This window comes from Blautia sp. LMAG:36, from assembly GCF_008680535.1.
Taxonomy (GTDB): domain Bacteria; phylum Bacillota; class Clostridia; order Lachnospirales; family Lachnospiraceae; genus Blautia_A; species Blautia_A fusiformis.
In genome coordinates, this window is sequence record NZ_NALB01000003.1 from 743,490 (window position 1) to 761,631 (window position 18,142).

The 18,142-nt window shown below is 45.3% G+C and carries 18 protein-coding genes and 1 pseudogene; all 19 read left to right on the forward strand.

Features of this window, described 5'->3' with window-relative positions; genetic code table 11:
- Positions 1-6: 6 nt before the first annotated feature.
- The 19 genes and pseudogenes from CCC17_RS03650 to glgA all read left to right on the forward strand — a co-directional run bounded on the left by CCC17_RS03650 (position 7) and on the right by glgA (position 18,051).
- Complete coding sequence (locus tag CCC17_RS03650; protein ID WP_022426372.1) at positions 7-393, forward strand: SpoIIIAC/SpoIIIAD family protein; 387 nt, start codon at positions 7-9, stop codon at positions 391-393.
- On the forward strand, positions 390-1,532 hold the full coding sequence (locus CCC17_RS03655; protein WP_173733881.1) for a stage III sporulation protein AE: 1,143 nt from the start codon (positions 390-392) through the stop codon (positions 1,530-1,532). Before CCC17_RS03650 ends, CCC17_RS03655 begins: the two co-directional genes overlap by 4 nt.
- A complete protein-coding gene (locus CCC17_RS03660; RefSeq protein ID WP_158526435.1) occupies positions 1,529-2,101 on the forward strand; it encodes a stage III sporulation protein AF in 573 nt (190 codons plus the stop codon). The genes CCC17_RS03655 and CCC17_RS03660 overlap by 4 nt, the downstream gene beginning before the upstream one ends.
- On the forward strand, positions 2,067-2,381 hold the full coding sequence (locus CCC17_RS03665) for a stage III sporulation protein AG (protein ID WP_021650696.1): 315 nt from the start codon (positions 2,067-2,069) through the stop codon (positions 2,379-2,381). The genes CCC17_RS03660 and CCC17_RS03665 overlap by 35 nt, the downstream gene beginning before the upstream one ends.
- Before the next feature lie 11 nt (positions 2,382-2,392).
- Positions 2,393-2,998 (forward strand): annotated as a pseudogene (locus tag CCC17_RS03670) (SpoIIIAH-like family protein); the annotation flags it as partial.
- Between the two features lie 306 nt (positions 2,999-3,304).
- Positions 3,305-4,894, forward strand: a complete 1,590-nt coding sequence (locus CCC17_RS03675; protein ID WP_059085481.1) for a peptide chain release factor 3 — start codon at positions 3,305-3,307, stop codon at positions 4,892-4,894.
- Positions 4,895-4,974: 80 nt separating this feature from the next.
- Complete coding sequence (locus CCC17_RS03680) at positions 4,975-5,361, forward strand: Asp23/Gls24 family envelope stress response protein (RefSeq protein ID WP_015524453.1); 387 nt, start codon at positions 4,975-4,977, stop codon at positions 5,359-5,361.
- 32 nt (positions 5,362-5,393) lie between these two features.
- Positions 5,394-5,870: a transcription antitermination factor NusB gene (gene nusB, locus CCC17_RS03685; RefSeq protein ID WP_015524454.1), complete on the forward strand. Its 477-nt coding sequence runs from the start codon at positions 5,394-5,396 to the stop codon at positions 5,868-5,870.
- Positions 5,867-7,072 (forward strand): exodeoxyribonuclease VII large subunit, encoded by a 1,206-nt coding sequence (gene xseA, locus CCC17_RS03690; protein ID WP_059085482.1) that lies wholly within the window; start codon positions 5,867-5,869, stop codon positions 7,070-7,072. The genes nusB and xseA overlap by 4 nt, the downstream gene beginning before the upstream one ends.
- Positions 7,072-7,290, forward strand: coding sequence for an exodeoxyribonuclease VII small subunit (gene xseB / locus CCC17_RS03695; protein WP_021650691.1), 219 nt, complete (start codon positions 7,072-7,074; stop codon positions 7,288-7,290). Before xseA ends, xseB begins: the two co-directional genes overlap by 1 nt.
- Positions 7,280-8,167: a polyprenyl synthetase family protein gene (locus tag CCC17_RS03700; protein WP_059085483.1), complete on the forward strand. Its 888-nt coding sequence runs from the start codon at positions 7,280-7,282 to the stop codon at positions 8,165-8,167. Before xseB ends, CCC17_RS03700 begins: the two co-directional genes overlap by 11 nt.
- Positions 8,168-8,189: 22 nt before the next feature.
- On the forward strand, positions 8,190-10,076 hold the full coding sequence (dxs, locus tag CCC17_RS03705) for a 1-deoxy-D-xylulose-5-phosphate synthase (RefSeq protein ID WP_173760678.1): 1,887 nt from the start codon (positions 8,190-8,192) through the stop codon (positions 10,074-10,076).
- 84 nt (positions 10,077-10,160) lie between these two features.
- Positions 10,161-10,970: a TlyA family RNA methyltransferase gene (locus CCC17_RS03710; RefSeq protein WP_015524459.1), complete on the forward strand. Its 810-nt coding sequence runs from the start codon at positions 10,161-10,163 to the stop codon at positions 10,968-10,970.
- A 23-nt stretch (positions 10,971-10,993) separates the two neighbouring features.
- Positions 10,994-11,854: an NAD(+)/NADH kinase gene (locus tag CCC17_RS03715; protein ID WP_015524460.1), complete on the forward strand. Its 861-nt coding sequence runs from the start codon at positions 10,994-10,996 to the stop codon at positions 11,852-11,854.
- Positions 11,855-11,870: 16 nt separating this feature from the next.
- Positions 11,871-12,332 (forward strand): arginine repressor, encoded by a 462-nt coding sequence (gene argR / locus CCC17_RS03720; RefSeq protein ID WP_021650687.1) that lies wholly within the window; start codon positions 11,871-11,873, stop codon positions 12,330-12,332.
- Between the two features lie 42 nt (positions 12,333-12,374).
- Complete coding sequence (gene recN, locus CCC17_RS03725) at positions 12,375-14,060, forward strand: DNA repair protein RecN (protein ID WP_173741012.1); 1,686 nt, start codon at positions 12,375-12,377, stop codon at positions 14,058-14,060.
- 150 nt (positions 14,061-14,210) lie between these two features.
- Positions 14,211-15,416, forward strand: coding sequence for a SpoIVB peptidase (spoIVB, locus tag CCC17_RS03730; RefSeq protein ID WP_287082516.1), 1,206 nt, complete (start codon positions 14,211-14,213; stop codon positions 15,414-15,416).
- Between the two features lie 324 nt (positions 15,417-15,740).
- Complete coding sequence (spo0A, locus tag CCC17_RS03735; protein ID WP_015524464.1) at positions 15,741-16,547, forward strand: sporulation transcription factor Spo0A; 807 nt, start codon at positions 15,741-15,743, stop codon at positions 16,545-16,547.
- Between the two features lie 58 nt (positions 16,548-16,605).
- Entirely contained in the window at positions 16,606-18,051 is a 1,446-nt protein-coding gene (glgA, locus tag CCC17_RS03740; RefSeq protein ID WP_015524465.1) for a glycogen synthase GlgA, read from the forward strand.
- Positions 18,052-18,142 lie beyond the last annotated feature (91 nt).

Here is an 18,142-nt window from a genome sequence, read left to right on the forward strand (position 1 = left end):
AGAACCGTGGATATTCTGAAGATTTCTGTTCTGGGAACAGCGGGGGTTCTTCTGGGGATTCTTCTGAAAGACCGTGCACCGGAGTATGTAAGCCTTGTTACGATGGGAATAGGTCTTGTGATACTGGGATTAGCGGTAGGGAAGATCAGCTATCTGTTCCAGTCTCTGGAGAGACTGAAACAGAGTCTTCCGATTGATGGAAGCTATATTACTACTTTGCTGAAGATGATCGGGATCACCTATATCGGACAATTTTCATCCGGTATATGCAGAGATGCAGGATATTCATCCACTGGTGCACAGATCGAACTGTTCTGCCGGTTATCTGTAATGGTTTTAAGTATGCCGGTTCTTCTGGCACTGCTGGATACCATACAGGGATTTCTTGCATGAAAAGATATTGGTCAGAGATTTGTGCAGCCCTGTTTCTGGCTGTAGTTATAAGCTGTTTTGGCGGTGTGATCGTTTATGCTTCTTCGGCGGAACAACAGATCACAGATCAGATGGAGCTTACCGACCTGCAGTCCATGGTAGATGAGATGCTTGGAGAAAAAACATTTTCTGTTGCAGAAGCGTTTCACAGACTGTTGTCAGGGGAAGAGGTGCTTTCGGAGGAGAGTGTGCGGGAATTTTTGCACAGTCTCCTTTTTTATGGTATTGAAAGAGAAAAAGAGCTGATCGTGAAGTTGTTGCTTCTGCTGTTGTTCGCTGCCGTTTTTTCCGGGTTTGCCGGTGCCTTTGATAACGGGCAGGTGGGAGAGATCAGTTTTTATGTGGTGTATCTTCTTGTTTTTACTCTTCTGATGAACAGTTTTTCCGGTTTGAGTGCATCACTGCTTTCAATGCTTGCGTGGATCACGGAGTTTATGAAGGAACTTTCACCGGTGTATTTTATGGCAGTGGCAGCAGCGTCAGGTGCATCCAGTGCAGCTGCTTTTTATCAGGGAGTATTGCTTCTGGTGTGGCTTTTTCAATGGATCCTGGAACGAGTACTGCTTCCCGGAGTGAGTTTATATATTCTTCTGAAATTTGTAAATCATCTTTCCAGGGAAGAAATGCTGGGAAAAATGGCTGAGCTGATCGAGACTGTGATCTCCTGGGGGCTTCGGACATTACTTGGAGTGGCAGCAGGACTGCAGGTGGTGCGTGGGCTTGTAGCTCCGGTAATGGATTCTCTGAAGCGGAGTGCTGTGGGAAAAACTGCAGGTGCTCTTCCTGGGATCGGGAGCGCGGTAAATGCAGTTACGGAACTGGTCCTTACCACAGCTGTTCTTGTAAGAAACAGTCTGGGCATTGCGCTTTTACTGGTAATCCTGGCGGTGGGGGCGGGGCCATTGGTCCGATATGGACTTTTGTCACTGACCTATCGCTTTCTGGCGGCTGCGGCGCAGCCTGTATCAGACAAACGGCTGGTAGAAGCCTTTGGCACCATGGCAGAGGGATGTGCACTTCTGATGAGAATCCTGTTTACTGCGGAAATTTTATGTATGCTTACATTTCTGATCCTGATGGCAGGAGGAGGCTTGGGATGAGAACAGAACTTTATCAGTGGATGAAAAGCCTGGCTTTTTTTCATGTACTTACTACAGCACTTCTGCATATTCTGCCTGATAAGCGTTATGAGCAGTATATACGGCTGTTTATGGGGCTTCTGTTGGTGCTTTTGATCTGTACGCCTATATTTGCCGTAGTGGGAAAAAGTGAAGAACTTCTGTCCGGATTCAGCAATAATTATGGGAGAGAAGAACAGGTACGTATGAAGACAGAAGCAGAAGGAATAAGGGAAACATTTCTTAAAGGAGCATATGAACAGGAGTTGAAGGATCAGGTTCAGGGTATCCTCAGGAAAGAAGGGGTTTTTTCGGCAAAAACAGAAGTAGATATGGAGAAAGAGCTTCAGCTGACCATAACACTTTATGGAACAGTCACAGAAAAACAGAGGGAGGCGGTGAAAAATGAGCTCGAAAGAATCTGCGGACTCAGGAAAGGACAGTATCAGATCCTGGCTTCTGAGGATGGGATGGAAGGAGTGGGGAGTTTTCCTTCTTCTGGGAATCCTTCTTCTGGTGGCAGGACTTCCGGTAACCCGAAAGAACAGTAAAACAGCAGAGGATCAGAATGCGGAGAAAACCCGCCTGGAGAGCCGCCTTGAGGAACTGCTTTCCAATGTGGAAGGAGTCGGAGAAGTGGAAGTGATCATTATGACCGGGGATGAGGGAAATACGGAAAACTTTTCCATAAGCAGCAAAAATGAAGTTACCGGTGTGCTGGTGGCGGCTCAGGGAGCAGGCAGCGCAGTGACAGTCCAGAATATTCAGCAGGCAATTATGGCATTATTTCAGATCGACGCTAATAAAATTAGAATAATGAAAATGAAATGAGGAGAGTAGAAGTGAAAAAGATCATGAAGAAAAATCAGGTAATCATCACCTCGCTGGCCATTCTCATTGCTGTGGCCGGATATCTGAATTTCGCAGATGTGGATCTGGGATTTAAGGATAAGGAGACGAGTACAGACAGCAGCAGTATCCTGGATGACGTGGATTATGACCTGACCGATGAAACAGCCCTTCTGGATGAGAACGGGGCAGATGGCACAACCCAGTCGGAGGTGATGGATACCGCATCCCCGGGCGAGGCCGTACTTACCGGTGCTTCGGATTTTGCAGCACAGGCAAAAGTCAGCAGGGAGCAGGTGCGTTCCCAGAACAAAGCGGACCTGCAGGCGATCATCAGTAATAAAGACATCAGCGAAGAGGAAAAACAGAATGCTATTAACACAATGGTTTCCATGACAGATCTTACAGAAAAAGAGGCGGCTGCAGAGCTTCTTCTGGAGGCGAAGGGCTTTGAAAATGTGATCGTAAATCTAACGGGTGAAACTGCGGATGTTGTGGTGCCGGATGCAGATCTGGAGGATGCAAAACGTGCACAGATCGAGGATATTGTAAAGAGGAAAACCGGTGTGGCAGCAGAGAGCATTGTGATCACGCCTCTGAGTCAAAGTAAAAATGCATCGGATGTCATAAATACTGCAGATGAAGCTGAAAAAAATACGGGAGGTGCAGAGGATAATGCGGAAAGTACAGGTGAGGAGGTGCAGGATACCGCTGCATCTGTGGAAAGCGATTCGGCGGATCAAACATCTGAGGACGCAGAGACGGCTGCAGATATCCAGAACGATCAGACTATTGATACAGAGGGAATTTACGACTGAATTGCCTTGACAGCAAAGCCTTGTCTATACTAGAATAGGAAAGGTTATAGTAAAATAGAGATATCAGAGAATATACAGGAGGCTCACGTGTCGAAGTATACGAAAGAAATAGAAAAAAGAAGAACATTTGCCATCATCTCTCATCCGGATGCTGGTAAAACAACATTAACAGAAAAATTTCTGCTGTATGGAGGGGCCATCAATCTGGCCGGAAGTGTAAAGGGTAAGGCTACGGCCCGCCATGCAGTATCAGACTGGATGGAGATCGAGAAGGAAAGAGGTATTTCCGTTACTTCATCCGTTCTTCAGTTCCATTATGACGGATATTGTATAAACATTCTGGATACACCTGGACATCAGGATTTCTCCGAGGATACCTACCGTACATTGATGGCTGCGGATTCAGCAGTTATGGTCATCGATGGATCCAAGGGTGTTGAGGCACAGACCCGTAAGCTTTTCAAGGTCTGTGTTATGAGACACATTCCGATCTTTACTTTTATCAATAAGATGGACAGAGATGCCAACGATACTTTTGATCTTTTGGATGAGATCGAAAAAGAGCTTGGTATTGCAACCTGTCCGATCAACTGGCCAATCGGTTCCGGTAAGAAATTCCGGGGTGTGTTTGATCGTAATACAAAGAAGATCCTTACCTTTTCCGATACACAGAAGGGCACCAAGGAAGGTGTGATAGAAGAGATTGATATTAATGATCCCCGTGCAGATGATGTCATGGATCCTGAGCAGAAAGAGCAGCTGATGGAAGAAATCGAGCTTCTGGATGGTGCAAGCGCGGAGTTTTCTCAGGAAGAGGTCAGCAAAGGACAGCTGACACCGGTATTTTTCGGTTCTGCTCTTACCAACTTTGGTGTGGAAACATTTCTGGAGCATTTCCTGAAGATGACCACTTCTCCGCTTCCGAGAACTGCAGACTGCGGACCGGTAGATCCTATGAGTGATGATTTTTCAGCCTTTGTATTTAAGATTCAGGCGAATATGAACAAGGCTCACAGAGACCGTATCGCATTTATGAGGATCTGTTCAGGCAAGTTTGATGCGACCAAAGAGGTTTATCATGTGCAGGGAGACAAGAAGATGCGACTTCTTCAGCCGCAGCAGATGATGGCAGAATCCCGTCATGTTGTGGAGGAGGCGTATGCAGGTGATATCATCGGTGTCTTTGACCCGGGTATTTTTTCTATTGGAGATACCATCTGCGCACCTGGAAAGAAATTTGCCTTTGAGGGGATCCCGACCTTCGCGCCGGAGCATTTCGCACGTGTGCGTCAGATCGATACCATGAAGAGAAAACAGTTTGTAAAAGGTATCAACCAGATCGCTCAGGAAGGTGCAATCCAGATATTCCAGGAGTTTAACACCGGTATGGAAGAGATCATTGTGGGTGTTGTAGGTATCCTGCAATTTGATGTCCTGAAATACCGTCTGGAGAATGAGTATAATGTAGATATCCGCCTGGAAACACTTCCATATGAGCATATCCGCTGGATTGCCAACAAGGAGACTGTAAAAGTAGACAAGATCGTGGGAACTTCTGATATGAAGAAAGTCACAGACCTTAAGGGAAATCCGTTGCTGCTCTTTGTCAATGCATGGAGTGTTGGCATGGTTGAGGACAGAAACCCTGATCTGGTACTGACAGAATTCAGTAAATAAGCCCTTTTATTTCATAACTTTTTTTGATATAATAGTATAAAATTACGAACAAAAATATTATATCCGTAGGAGGGTTTCCCATGGCAGAAAAAAGAACAACATATAAGATACAGGATTTGGGCGGAATCGGTGAAGTTCACATTGCAGATGAAGTTGTTGCGATCGTTGCAGGACTTGCAGCAACAGATGTGGATGGAGTTGCTTCCATGGCAGGAAATATCACCAATGAGCTGGTAAGTAAACTTGGAAAGAAGAATCTGTCCAAGGGCGTGAGAGTAACCATTCTGGAAGGAGTCGTTACCGTGGATCTGTCACTGAATATCGAGTATGGCAGAAACATTCTTGAGACAAGCAAGAAGGTTCAGGAGAAGGTTAAATCCGCTATTGAGAATATGACAGGACTTGAGGTTGCAGATGTAAATATTCATATTGCCAGCGTGGATATGGAGAACGAAAAAGGAAAGTAAACCTTTCCTTTTTTCCGTCTTAGGAGGAAATTATGAGAAGAAGAGAACAGAGAGAACATGTATTTAAACTTATGTTTATGACAGAGTTTAATTCAGAAGAAGAGATGACAGAACAGCTCTCTCTTTATTTTGAAGGTCTTGGAGAACTTTCAGAACAGGACCAGGAATATATGAAGAAGAAGTACGCACATGTGAAAGAACATCTGGAAGAGATCGATGCACAGCTGAACAGTGCAAGCCGTGGATGGAAGACAAAGCGTATGAGCCGTGTGGATCTTGCGGCACTTCGTCTGGCAGTATATGAGATGGAATATGATGCAGACGTACCGACAGGAGTAGCTATCAACGAAGCGGTAGAACTTGCCAAAAGATTTGGCGGAGATGCTTCCGGCTCCTTTGTAAATGGAGTACTGGGTAAGATCGCATCTGAGAAGGATGAGAAGAAAAACGAGGAGGAGACTGCTGATACAGAAGAGAAGGCAGCAGAAGCCCCGGAAGAGAACGCATGAGAAATGTCTATTCTGTCGGTCAGGTAAACCATTATGTCAAAAATATGTTTACCCAGGATTACTTTCTCCGGAAAGTCTATGTAAAGGGAGAGGTATCCAACTGTAAATACCATACCAGCGGACATATTTATTTTTCCCTGAAGGATGAAACAGGCACATTAAGCTGTGTGATGTTTGCGGGACACCGTAGGGGTCTTGCTTTTCGCATGAAGGACGGGGATAAGGTAGTTGCAGGCGGAATTGTAGACGTATATGAGAGAGACGGGCGTTATCAGCTTTATGCAAAAGAGATCACACTGGAGGGTGCTGGTGCCCTCTATGAGCGGTATCTGGCACTGAAACAGGAACTTGAGGATATGGGGATGTTTGCCCAGGAATATAAGCAGCCCATTCCTCATTTTATTCATACCCTTGGCGTGGTGACAGCACCTACTGGTGCAGCAGTACAGGATATCCGCAATATTGCAGGCAGAAGGAATCCATATCTGCAGGTGATCCTTTATCCGGCACTTGTGCAGGGAGAGGGAGCGGCGCAGAGTATCGTAAAGGGAATCCGGATGCTGGATGAAGCAGGGGTGGACGTGATCATCGTCGGCCGTGGAGGTGGCTCTATTGAAGATCTCTGGGCCTTTAACGAGGAGAGCGTTGCCCGTGCTATTTTTGAGTGCAGGACACCGGTGATCTCGGCAGTGGGACATGAGACGGATTTTACCATTGCGGATTTTGTAGCAGATCTGCGGGCACCTACACCATCTGCTGCAGCAGAGCTGGCAGTGGATGATTTTCGCAGTGTTCTGGAGAGCTTTCATATGTACGGAGACCGTCTGCAGCGTGCCATGAACAGTAAGACAGAACTTTTTGCCGCAAAACTTAAGGCCTATGAGAACAGATTCCAGTATCTGAGCCCGGAGTCCATGTTACGTGAAAAACGTCAGTATGCATCGGAGCTGGAGGAATGCCTGCGTTCTTCCATGGAACAAAAGCTTACAGAGAAAAGACATGAACTGGCAATATGGATCCAGCGGTTTGAGGGACTTTCTCCATTAAGAAAGCTAAATGGAGGATATGCATTTGTGTCCGACTTAGGCGGACATGCGGTGACAGAGATCAGTCAGATAAAAAAAGGTGACAGGATCTCCATTGCAGTAACCGATGGAGTCATAGAAGCAGTTGCGGATCGCATCAGGAAGGAAGAGCGATAATGGCAGAAGCAAAGAAAGAAGAGAAATCCATAGAAGATACTTTTGGGGAGCTTGATCTGCTTGCCCGGAAGCTGGAGGATAAAGAAACACCTCTTGAGGAGTCTTTCCGCCTCTACAGACAGGGAATGGAGCTCCTAAAGGATCTGAACGGAAGACTGGATACTGTAGAAAAAAAGATGCTTCAGATGAATGAGGATGGGACATTTCGTGAATTTTAAAGAAGAACTGAAAAGAAGAACAGAAGAAGCAGAACATGTGATCCGGGAATATCTTCCGGAAGAATCCGGTTTTGCAAAAACCATGGCAGAGGCCATGAATTACAGTATGACGGCAGGTGGAAAGAGACTTCGCCCGATCCTGATCAGGGAAACCTACGAGCTGTTTGGAGGAAAGGATAAGCTTTGTGAGCCTTTTATGGCGGCTATGGAGATGATCCATACACATTCGTTGATCCATGATGATCTCCCTGCACTGGATAACGATGATTACCGAAGGGGAAGGCTGACCACACATAAAGTATACGGAGAAGCCATGGGTGTTTTAAGCGGCGTGGCACTCCTTAACAGGGCTTACGAAGTGATGCTTTCCGCCTTTGATCTGACCGGGGATAAAGACCGTGTGATAGCCGCCATGCGGATCATTGCAGATAAGACCGGCATCAACGGTATGCTTGGTGGACAGAGTGTTGATGTGGAGAATGATGGGAAACCTCTGGAACACAAGATGCTGGATTATATTTACAAAAACAAGACCTCCGCATTGATCGAGGCTTCCATGATGACCGGTGCTGTGCTGGCAGGGGCATCTGAGAAAGAACTTAAGGTTGTGGAGCAGGCTGCAGAAAACATCGGGCTGGCTTTTCAGATCCAGGATGATATCCTTGATGTGACCAGTACCCAGGAGGAACTGGGAAAACCGATCCACAGTGATGAAAAAAACAACAAGGTTACCTATGTAAGCCTTGTTGGAGCCCCGGCAGCAGCCAGCAGGGTTAAAGAACTTTCTGACCATGCGGTAGAACTTTTAGACGACCTTGACAGGAAGAACGGATTTCTGGATCTTCTTGTGGAAAGTCTTGTCAGCCGCAGGAAATAGAAAGAACAAAGGAAGGGTACAAATGATTCTGGAAAAAATTAAAAAGCCAAATGATATTCATAAAGTTTCATTGGAGGATTTTCCGCGTCTTGCCGAGGAAATCAGGAGCTTTTTGATCCAGAGTGTAAGTGAGACAGGTGGCCATCTGGCATCCAATCTGGGTGTGGTGGAGCTGACTCTTGCTCTGCATAATGTGCTTGATCTTCCACAGGATAAGCTGATCTGGGATGTGGGACATCAGGCTTATACACATAAAATCCTTACAGGAAGAAAAGACGGCTTTAAGGATCTTCGTAAAGAAGGAGGTTTAAGCGGTTTTCCAAAAAGGAATGAAAGTGACTGTGATTCGTTTGATACCGGACACAGTTCCAATTCCATTTCCGCAGGACTTGGCTATGTCCGTGCCAGAGACCTGATGGGAGAGAAATACCATGTGGTTTCCGTGATCGGAGATGGTGCGCTTACCGGTGGGATGGCTTATGAAGCATTGAACAATGCGGCTGAGCTGAAGACTAATTTTATTATTATCATCAATGATAATAACATGTCTATTTCCAAGAACGTAGGAGGAATGTCCACCTATTTAAGCGCTCTGCGTACAGCTGAGACTTATACAGGAATGAAGATCGGCGTGACAAAAACACTCAAAAAGATTCCCCATGTTGGAACCGCCGTGGTAGATACGGTCCGAAAGACCAAGAGCAGCATCAAGCAGTTGATCATTCCCGGAATGCTTTTTGAAAATATGGGGCTGACTTATCTGGGACCGGTAGATGGCCATAATATGCGCCAGATGATGAAGCTTTTTAATGAGGCAAAGAGAGTGGAGGGACCGGTTGTTGTCCATGTCCTTACAGAAAAAGGCAGAGGCTATGGACCGGCATCTTCCCATCCGGAGCGTTTTCACGGAACAGGTCCTTTTGACATCCAGAGTGGCAGACCTCTTGCAGCAAAAACAGCGCCGACATATACGGATCATTTTTCCGGTGCAATATGTTCTTTGGCAGAGAAGAACAAAAAAGTAGTTGCTATTACAGCTGCTATGCCAGATGGAACCGGACTGAACCGATTCCGGAAGAAATTCCCGGAGCGTTTTTTTGATGTGGGTATTGCGGAAGAACATGCAGTAACCTTTGCGGCAGGCATGGCACTTGGGGGAATGATCCCGGTTTTTGCGGTATATTCTTCGTTCCTGCAGAGAGGGATCGATCAGATCCTTCACGATGTATGTATGCAGGATCTTCATGTGATCTTTGCCATTGACAGGGCAGGATTTGTCGGAGCAGATGGTGAAACACATCATGGATGCTTTGATTTTTCCTATCTGTCCATGATTCCCAATATGACAGTTATGGCTCCCAAGAATGGAAAAGAGCTTGAGGAGATGTTGAAATTTGCAGTAGAAGAGCTGGATGGTCCCTGTGCGATCCGATATCCGAAAGGATCGGCATGTACCGATATGGAAGAATGTCATGAGCCACTTAAGAAGGGAAGAAGTGAAGTGATCACTCCAGGCAGTGAGATTGCAGTTCTCGGGGTTGGCAGCATGGTTTCTGTCTGTCAGAAGGTCTGTGAAGAGATAAGAGATCACAAAATAGCAGGAGCTACGTTTGTCAATGTCCGTTTTGTAAAGCCTCTGGATACAGAGCTTCTTGATCGGCTTTCGCAGAACCACAGTCTTTTGGTCACTGTGGAGGAGAATGTAAAAAGCGGTGGGTTCGGAGAACATGTATCTGCTTATATGGAAGCCTGTCATCCGGAAGTAAGAGTTCTTCCACTGGCAATACCGGATCATTTTATTGAGCATGGAACGGTGGACCGTCAGCGAATGAAAATAGGTTTAAATGTACAGGGAATCCTGGATGCGGTAGAACAGAGCTGGGAAAATCTTGTGAATAACAGAAAATAAAGGACATAGCCTTTGCAGAAGAATACGAAGCTGTGAGGCATTTTACAGCCCGGCACATAAAGAGCCGGGCTGTTGGAGGATAATATGAAAAAAAGACTGGATATCATGATGGTGGAACAGGGACTTGCACCGTCACGCGAAAAAGCAAAAGCGTATATCATGGCCGGGGAAGTATATGTCAACGGTCAGAAGGAAGACAAGGCTGGCTCCATGTTTGCTGAGACTGCCAAGCTGGAGGTAAGAGGAAAGACTCTTCCTTATGTCAGCAGAGGCGGACTGAAGCTGGAAAAAGCCATGAAAAATTTTGGCGTGACGCTGAAGGATAAGGTGTGCATGGATGTAGGCGCATCCACCGGCGGTTTCACAGATTGTATGCTTCAGAACGGAGCGGTCAAAGTCTATTCCATTGATGTGGGATATGGACAGCTGGACTGGAAACTCAGGAATGATCCAAGAGTTGTATGCATGGAAAAAACAAATATCCGCTATGTGGTACCGGAAGATCTGGAAGGTCCGGCAGCATTTTCTTCGATCGATGTTTCTTTTATCTCCCTTACAAAAGTGCTTCTTCCTGTAAGAAACCTTCTCACAGAGGACGGAGAGATCGTATGTCTCATCAAACCTCAGTTTGAGGCCGGCAGAGAAAAAGTCGGAAAAAAAGGCGTTGTCCGTGATCCGAAGGTCCATGAAGAAGTCATTGAGAAAGTCAGAGATTATGCCATGAGCATTTTTATGGAGCCCTGTCATCTTTCCTTTTCTCCCATCAAGGGACCTGAAGGAAATATTGAATATCTCCTTCATCTGAAAAAACATCCGGAAGGAACAGAAGTACCTGTGAGTCTTGACGTATCCGTAGAGGATGTGGTAAAGGAAGCCCACGGACAGCTGGACTGATGTTTGGAAAGGACTGAAGCAATATGGACAGATTTTATATAATTCCAAACAGTGCCAAGGATCCGGAACTGACATTTTCTAATAGGATCATTGCCTATCTGGAGAAGCATGGTGCCAGGTGTCATGTGCAGAAGATCACCGAAAAAATGGAAGGACCGTATCATTATACGGACCCGGATGGGATTCCGCAGGATACACAGTGCATTATTGTACTGGGTGGAGATGGAACACTTCTGCAGGCTGCAAGGGATGTGGTGCATCTGGATATCCCTCTTCTTGGAATCAATCTGGGAACTCTGGGATTTCTTGCCGAGGTGGATAAAAATTCCGTGTATCCGGCTCTGGATCGGCTTTTGTCAGATGACTATGAGCTGGAAGATCGTATGATGCTGGAAGGAAAGATCTATCGGGGAGAAGAACTTATTGGAAAAGATATCGCATTAAATGATATTGTGATCGGAAGAGAAGGACATCTCCGTGTGATCCGTTTCAAGAATTATGTTAATGATGCATATATGAATTCATACAATGCAGATGGTATCATCATTTCCACTCCGACCGGTTCTACCGGATATAGTCTGTCAGCGGGAGGTCCCGTGGTTTCTCCCAGTGCCAGTATGATGATCATGACCCCCATCGCTCCCCATACCATGAACACCCGAAGTATCATTCTTTCCGGGGAAGAGGCAGTTACAGTAGAGATCGGTGAGGGAAGACATAATACCATTGAGAAAGCGGTGGCCTCTTTCGACGGGGATACCCAGATATCCATGGTCACCGGTGACCGGATCGTGATCCGGAAAGCCACAGTCAGGACAAAAATCCTCAAGCTGAACCATCTGAGCTTTGTGGAGGTTCTGAGACAGAAAATGAGTAACAGCTGATGCAGGAGGTTCAATTTTGAAAGTAGCAAGACATGAAAAAATTATCGAACTGATCCGTCAGTACGAGATCGATACACAGGAAGAACTTGCAGCAAGACTAAATGAGGCCGGTTTTAAGGTTACGCAGGCTACCGTATCCAGAGATATCCGTGCTCTGAAAATGACAAAGGTTGCAGGCAGCAACGGAAAGTCCAGATATGCGATCCTGGAAGAACATACACCGGATGTGTTAAGTGATAAATATTCCAGAGTTCTGAAAGATGCAGTGATCGCTATGAACATCGGACAGAATATCGTAGTGGTAAAAACAATTCCGGGAATGGCCATGGCGGCAGCAGCAGCTCTTGATGCTATGAAATGGCCGGAAATCCTGGGATGTATTGCCGGAGATGATACCATTATGTGTGTGGTGAAAACCTCTGAACAGGCACCGGGTGTAGTTCAGAAGCTTGGCGGGATCTTATCCAGAGGAAAATAAAATGACAGAATATGTAAATGCTTTATACCAGAAAGGAAATCAATGTTAGTACATCTGCATGTAAAAAATCTTGCACTGATAGAGGAATCAGAGGTGGAATTCGGACCAGGCTTAAATATCTTAACTGGTGAGACCGGAGCCGGAAAATCCATTCTGTTAGGATCCATACAGCTTATCCTTGGTGGAAAAACTTCCAGAAGCATGATTCGTGAAAATGCTTCCTATGCCCTGGTAGAGTTGCTGTTTCAGGTTGAAAACACGAAAGCCAGAGAGTCCCTTGCGGCGCTTGACATCTATCCGGAAGACGGACAGGTGCTGATGTCCCGCAAGATCATGGACGGCAGAAGTATCAACAAGATCAACGGAGAGACAAGTACTGTCAGCCAGATGAAAGCAGCAGCAGCCTGTCTTCTGGACATTCACGGACAGCATGAGCATCAGTCACTTCTTTATGGAGACCGCCAGCTGGCTATTTTGGATGTATATGGAAAGGAACAGATCCTTCCTGCCAGGGAGAAGGTCCGGAAAGCTTATCAGGAGTATCGGGACTGTGTGGATCAGCTGAAAGCACTGGATATGGATGAGGAACAGCGCAACCGTGAAAAAGCCTTTCTGGAATTTGAGATCAATGAGATCGAGGAGGCAGCTCTTATTCCAGGAGAGGACGAAACACTGGAGGACCGCTACCGGAAGCTGAGCAATGCCAGAAGGATCATGGAAACAGCACAAATGGTTCGTGGGATGACCGGATATGAACAGGGCGCCGCAGATATGACCGGAAATGCCCTGAAAGAGTTTTCAAGAATTGCAGATTACGATAAGGATCTTGCACCTTTACAGGAAGCTCTTGTGGAAATCGATTCACTTCTCAGTGACTTCTGCCGTGATCTGTCCTCTTATATGGATAGTTTGACTTTTGACGAAGAAACTTTTTTTGAAACAGAAAAAAGACTGGATCTGATCAATAGTCTGAAGGCAAAGTATGGACAGACGATCCATGAAATTTTGTCTTATCAGAAGGAACAGCAGGAAAAATTAGAAAAACTTCAAAGATTCGAAGAAAATTTCCGGTTACTGAAAGAAAAACTTATGCAGGCAGAAAAGATTCTTGAGGAAGCTTCGCATGAACTTTCAGAGATACGGAAAGAATACAGTAAGCAGCTGGATGAAAAGATTATCGAAGGATTGAAGGAACTGAATTTTGAGGATGTGGATTTTTCTATCCGTTTTGACCGGAGGAAAAATTATACAGATAATGGTTATGATGCGGTGGAATATGAGATTTCCACAAATCCAGGTGAGAGCAGAAAACCGCTGGGACAGATCGTATCCGGTGGTGAGCTTTCCAGGATCATGCTTGCCATCAAAGCGATCCTTGCAGATAAAGATCAGATCGATACACTGATCTTTGATGAGATCGATACAGGGATCAGTGGGCGTACTGCACAGAAGGTCTCTGAAAAAATGGCAGTGATCGGACAGCACAGGCAGGTGCTTTGTATCACACATCTTCCACAGATCGCAGCAATGGCAGATACCCATTTTGAGATTGAGAAACATGTAGAAGGAACAGAAACCATCACTCAGATCCATCCTCTGGAAGGAGAGGAATCTGTTCGTGAGCTTGCCAGACTTCTGGGCGGTGCCCAGATCACGCCGGCTGTTCTTGGAAATGCAAGAGAGATGAAGGAATTGGCACAGCAACAAAAAAATACAAGACTGAAATAATTTATACGTTACATACTAAGAGAGGACGGCCGAAAGGTCGGTCCTCTTTTTTAACCGAATCAAGTCAGTCCCCTGCTTCAGTTGCGAAAAGCAATAAGCAGTGGGTGGGGATTTGCTTGTATCAGAAAATTACAAAGGATGTGACGTAAGATGAACAGAAAAAGAAAATACCGATGTTGGCTCCTTGTATTTCTTGCGCTGGATCTGATTCTGATGGGATGGCTGGGCTACCGGCTTCTGGACAGAAAAATCCCGGATCAGATTCTGGTGGATCATGAGGACAGCCGGGAAGTAGCCAATCTTCTTAAACGCCCTTTTATCAGCTTTGATGATGCGATCACCGTTTCAGGAAAAGACAGCTATAAATTGCACTGCAGACTCTTGGGAGTGATCCCTTTTAAGGATGTGAAGGTAAAAAATATAACTGCAAAAGAAGTATATGCAAGCGGAGATGCAGTAGGTATTTATATGCAGACGAAAGGAGTTCTGATCATTGATACAGGCGAGATTCTTTCGGAAAGTGGTGAGATGGAAGAACCGGCCCGGGACATTGTAAAGCCGGGAGATTATATTGTGGCTTTTGATCAGAACCGGATTCAGTGCAAGCAGGATCTTCTGGAGGATCTTGCAGATCTTTGCGGAGAATCTGTAACACTGAAGGTCCGCCGGGGAAAAGAGACGATTCCCCTGTCCCTGACGCCGGTGAAAGATGAGAAAGGAAACTATAAGCTTGGCATCTGGGTGAGGGACGATACACAGGGAATCGGAACCCTGACTTATGTGGACGAAAATGGAGGGTTCGGTGCTCTTGGCCACGGGATCAGCGATGTGGATACCGGCGAACTTTTAAGTATCGCAGATGGAAATCTTTACAACGCCCAGATCCTGGGGATCCGGAAAGGAGAAAAAGGAAATCCCGGAGAACTATCTGGTCTGATCCGATACAAAGCTGACAATATCCTGGGTGAGATTTCCGAAAACAGTAAAAACGGCATTTTTGGAACTGTGGATGCTGATCAGGTGAAAAATCTGGATCTGAAGAAGATTCCTGTAGGTTACAAACAGGATCTGAAAATTGGACCCGCATCTGTTCTCTGCTGCACAGACGGCGAAGTAAAAGAATATGCCGCAGAGATCACTAGGATCGATATGAACCATGAGGATTCTAATAAGAGCTTCGTGATCCAGATCACAGATAAGGAACTCCTGGAAAAAACAGGTGGGATCGTTCAGGGAATGTCTGGAAGTCCTGTGCTTCAGAACGGAAAACTCTTTGGTGCCGTGACTCATGTATTTGTGCAGGATTCTACCGGCGGATATGGGATTTTTATTGAAAATATGACAGGCAATGCATAATCTGCAGTTGAGGAAAGAGGCACAAAAACATGGAAAAAGTCCGGGAAAAGTGCCTCTTTTTTATATGGGGAAAAATGCCGGATACAGATTGAAATACCTGCATTTTGGTGAATTTTGTGATATATAAGAGAAAAAATATCGAAAAATATCGTACGAAAGTGTGATAAAATAACTACTTTTATCTTGATTTTACTACAGGATTTCCACTATAATAATTTTGTCGCCAGCAAGGGGAAAGCGCAGGCAGCTAACAGTGTCGGTTACTGCCGTGGTGACAGGGGGTATGTCTGGAAACCCAAGGAGATAGAAGTTAGGAGGGTCCTCATGGACAAATTAAATGTTGCAATCGCTGATGATAACGCGAAAATGACAGACATGCTCGGTCAGATGATCGAAGAAGATAAAGACCTTGAACTGGTCGGAAAAGCACACAACGGAGAAGAAATCTGTAATATAATCAAAGATAAGGAGCCGGATGTGGTGATTCTCGACATCATTATGCCGAAGATGGACGGCCTTTCCGTTATGGAGAAATTTTCCCATAACGCAAATGTCAAAAAAGTTCCAGTGTTTATCGTATTATCTGCAATTGGACAGGAGAGGATTACAGAGGATGCATTCAGTCTTGGAGCAGACTATTATGTTTTGAAGCCTTTTGACAACACCACACTTTTAAACCGGATCAAACATATTCGGAAGATTGGGGACAGAAGAGTGCGGGAGATTGCAAGGCCAGGTATCACAGAAACCAAAAAGCCTCAGCCGGAGAGGAATCTGGAAACCGATGTGACGAATATCATTCATGAGATCGGAGTTCCGGCACACATCAAGGGGTATCAGTATTTAAGGGATGCGATCATTTTGTCTGTCAATGACATGGAAATGCTCAATTCCATTACCAAGGTATTATATCCAACCATTGCGAAACGTCATCAGACAACACCGAGCAGAGTGGAGCGGGCGATCCGACATGCGATCGAGGTGGCATGGAGCCGGGGAAAGATGGATACCATTGATGAATTGTTTGGATATACTGTAAGCACCGGAAAAGGGAAACCCACGAATTCTGAATTTATAGCACTGATCGCAGATAAAATCAGACTAGAATATAAAAATCGGTCTTTAAATTAGATGAATTTTGGAGTATAATCATAAATAAAAACGGGTGTACCCAGGGAGGGGAATACAGATGAAAAAAATTCTGTTTGCTACATCAGAAGCAGTACCTTTTATCAAAACAGGAGGACTCGCTGATGTTGCCGGCTCACTGCCTAAGTGCTTTGACAAAAAATATTTTGATATACGCGTGATCTTACCGAAATATGCCTGTATGAAACAGGAATGGAAAGACAAAATGGAGTATGTGACCCATTTTTATATGGATCTGGGATTTAAGAACTGCTATGTAGGCATTATGCAGATGCAGTATGACGGGATCCAGTTTTACTTCATTGATAATGAATATTATTTCAGCGGTCCGAAACCATATGATAGTGCACCATGGGATCTTGAGAAATTTGCTTTCTTTTCCAAAGCTGTGTTATCGGTTCTTCCGGTGATCGGATTCAGACCGGATATCATCCACTGTCATGACTGGCAGACAGGACTTGTTCCGGTTTACCTTCACGATTCTTTCCAGGAGAATGAATTCTTCCGTGGAATCAAGACTGTTATGACAATACATAACCTGAAATTTCAGGGTGTATGGGATGTTAAGACTGTTAAGGATATCACAGGCCTTTCCGATTACTACTTTGCGCCGGATAAACTGGAAGCATACAAGGACGCAAACTTCCTGAAGGGCGGTATGGTATTTGCAGATGCCATTACCACAGTAAGTAATACCTATGCAGAAGAGATCAAGACACCGTTTTATGGTGAGAAGCTGGACGGACTTCTCAATGCGAGAGCCAACAGCCTGCGTGGTATTGTAAATGGTATTGATTACAATGAATTCAATCCGGAGACAGATCCGAATATCACCAAGAACTACAATGCAAAGAACTTCCGCAAGGAGAAGATCAAGAACAAGATCCAGCTTCAGAAAGATCTTGGACTTGAGCAGGATCCGAAAGCTATGATGATCGGTATTGTATCCCGCCTGACAGATCAGAAGGGATTTGATCTGATCGCTTATATCATGGACGAACTGTGTCAGGATGCGGTTCAGATCGTTGCTCTTGGTACCGGTGAGGAACGTTATGAGAATATGTTCCGTCATTTTGACTGGAAGTATCATGGCAAGGTATCTGCACAGATCTACTATGATGAGGCAATGTCTCACAGAATTTATGCAGCATCTGACGCATTTCTGATGCCGTCACTATTTGAGCCATGTGGCTTAAGCCAGCTGATGAGCCTTCGTTATGGAACTCTTCCGATCGTCAGAGAGACCGGTGGTCTGAAGGATACAGTTGTCCCGTACAATGAATTCGAGGGAACAGGAACAGGATTCTCCTTCGTAAATTACAATGCACATGAAATGCTTGCTACGATCCGTTATGCAGAGAGTGTATATTATGACAAGAAACGTGAATGGAATAAAATGGTAGATCGCGCGATGGCTGCAGATTTTTCCTGGAACAATTCCGCACGTCAGTATGAGGAAATGTACAATTGGTTAATTGGTGAGTAAGGATTCACCGAAGCGGTTCTCGCAATAAAAAGGCGCAGACGACAGATAATATGTCGTCTGCGCTTTTTTATTGCGGGAATATACATGGATG

What these genes read in the sequence shown, in the direction of transcription:
- CCC17_RS03655 (WP_173733881.1), top strand. Translation starts at nt 390, where the DNA reads ATGAAAAGATATTGGTCAGAGATTTGTGCAGCCCTGTTTCTGGCTGTA.
- CCC17_RS03660 (WP_158526435.1), top strand. Translation starts at nt 1,529, where the DNA reads ATGAGAACAGAACTTTATCAGTGGATGAAAAGCCTGGCTTTTTTTCAT.
- CCC17_RS03680 (WP_015524453.1), top strand. Translation starts at nt 4,975, where the DNA reads ATGGCAGAAAAAAGAACAACATATAAGATACAGGATTTGGGCGGAATC.
- nusB (WP_015524454.1), top strand. Translation starts at nt 5,394, where the DNA reads ATGAGAAGAAGAGAACAGAGAGAACATGTATTTAAACTTATGTTTATG.
- xseA (WP_059085482.1), top strand. Translation starts at nt 5,867, where the DNA reads ATGAGAAATGTCTATTCTGTCGGTCAGGTAAACCATTATGTCAAAAAT.
- xseB (WP_021650691.1), top strand. Translation starts at nt 7,072, where the DNA reads ATGGCAGAAGCAAAGAAAGAAGAGAAATCCATAGAAGATACTTTTGGG.
- dxs (WP_173760678.1), top strand. Translation starts at nt 8,190, where the DNA reads ATGATTCTGGAAAAAATTAAAAAGCCAAATGATATTCATAAAGTTTCA.
- CCC17_RS03710 (WP_015524459.1), top strand. Translation starts at nt 10,161, where the DNA reads ATGAAAAAAAGACTGGATATCATGATGGTGGAACAGGGACTTGCACCG.
- CCC17_RS03715 (WP_015524460.1), top strand. Translation starts at nt 10,994, where the DNA reads ATGGACAGATTTTATATAATTCCAAACAGTGCCAAGGATCCGGAACTG.
- recN (WP_173741012.1), top strand. Translation starts at nt 12,375, where the DNA reads ATGTTAGTACATCTGCATGTAAAAAATCTTGCACTGATAGAGGAATCA.
- spoIVB (WP_287082516.1), top strand. Translation starts at nt 14,211, where the DNA reads ATGAACAGAAAAAGAAAATACCGATGTTGGCTCCTTGTATTTCTTGCG.
- spo0A (WP_015524464.1), top strand. Translation starts at nt 15,741, where the DNA reads ATGGACAAATTAAATGTTGCAATCGCTGATGATAACGCGAAAATGACA.
- glgA (WP_015524465.1), top strand. Translation starts at nt 16,606, where the DNA reads ATGAAAAAAATTCTGTTTGCTACATCAGAAGCAGTACCTTTTATCAAA.